The sequence below is a fragment of the Spirosoma lituiforme genome (assembly GCF_054776635.1).
This window is the reverse complement of the sequence record NZ_BAAHBO010000034.1, coordinates 1-1,674: the sequence shown is the minus strand read 5'-3', so window position 1 is coordinate 1,674 and position 1,674 is coordinate 1. Positions and strand designations below refer to the sequence as shown.

The following is a 1,674-nucleotide window of genomic DNA, read 5'->3' as shown; positions in this document are numbered from 1 at the left end:
GCGTGGCTGTTGCACAACTCTACCTAGGGATTTAAGTGGCCTTTTCTGTATCTTGAGGTATGCAAGGCAGAAAAGAATATCTTGAAAAGCAAATCACTTGTTTTCAGCTGTCCAGCCGTGTCCCTAAGCACAACTTCTACCGTCGGCTAAAGGAGACGCTCGACCTGACCTTTATCTATAAGGCCACGAAACAGCTCTATGGCCAGACTGGAAACCCTTCCATTGACCCAGTTGTATTCTTTAAGTTCATGCTCATCGGTTGCCTGGAGAATATTACCTCCGACAGAAAGCTAATTGAGCATTGCTCACTACGGATGGATATGCTGTATTTCCTGGGCTATAACATTGATGAGCCATTACCCTGGCACTCCACGTTGAGTCGTACTCGACAACTTTACCCAGAAGCACTCTTTGAGGCAGTGTTCGATAAAGTGTTTAGCCTATGTGTAGCTAACAACATGGTAGCTGGCCGTAGGGTAGCCATCGACTCGGCCCCTGTCAAAGCCAATGCTTCGATGGAAAGACTGCTGGAAAAACAACCCAATCTACCGGGTCCCAGGCTGGTCCGGTCGGCTGAGGATCAGAATGAGCCAGTGCCTTCCATCGCTCCACTCAGCCCCCGTCAAGCGGCATCGGTGATTACCGCAGCCGATCACCAGTTAAGACGGTTGAAAAAGCATCAGCAAAACCTGAAAAGTGCACCCACTACTTTAGGAGCCGGTAACGAAAAGGCAAAGTTACTCAGCAACAAAACCCATTATAGTCCCACCGATCCCGATGCCCGCATCTCGATCAAGCCCGGTAAAGCCCGCAAACTCAACTACCACTGTAGCCTGGCTGTTGATACGGCCGAAGGCGTCATTAGTCATGTGCAGGCCGATTTTGCCGATGGCCGGGATAGCCAGTACTTGCCTGACATTGCCCTTAAGCTTCAGCAGCGGTTGGCCGCTAATGAGCTATGTTTAGAAGAGGTATTGGCTGATACAGGTTACTCTAATGGCGGTAATTATGCCTTACTGGAAGGGTGGAAAATCACGGGCTGGATACCTGTCTTCGGCCACTTTAAACCACAGATCGAAGGCTTTCCCTATGATTCTGAGGGGGACTACTTTACTTGTTCAGCTGGCAAGCGATTGCCCTTTAAGACCTTTGCCACCCACGCCGAAACCGGTTTGTTAAAGGTCTATCGGGCGGATTACCAGGACTGCAAACCGTGTCCGCTCAAACCCACCTGTGTACCCAAGAGCCAATGCCGACAAATTATTCGAACCGCCTATGATCCCTTCTACCGTCGAGCCCTGGAGCGCCAGCAAAGTCGGCGGGGCAAGCGCATGAAGAAGCTTCGCCAACGGACGGTGGAACCTGTGTTAGGTAGTCTGGTGGAGTACAATGGATTACGAAAGATCAATGTACGGGGCAAAGCTGGAGCTCACAAAGTGATGCTGATGGCGGCTATTGCCTTCAACCTGAAGAAGTACATAAAGTTCACCTCCAAGTCCACTCTCAGCCAGGCCATAGCCCTAAAGGTAGAATGGTCAATATCTTCTCAAGACACTTTTCTAGGCTTTGGCATGCTTTTTCTCAACTAAGAATTGCAGACAATGGTAGGAAGTCTTAGTTGTCAAGTCAGATGTTGAAAAATCGATTTGGGAAGCAGAGTTGTGCAACAGCCAC

Annotated in this window: 1 protein-coding gene; it reads left to right on the top strand. The window is 49.6% G+C overall.

The window, feature by feature from the left end; genetic code table 11:
• Positions 1 to 59: 59 nt before the first annotated feature.
• Complete coding sequence (locus ACYU87_RS27505; RefSeq protein ID WP_461137213.1) at positions 60 to 1,589, top strand: IS1182 family transposase; 1,530 nt, start codon at positions 60 to 62, stop codon at positions 1,587 to 1,589.
• The last annotated feature ends 85 nt before the right edge of the window (positions 1,590 to 1,674 follow it).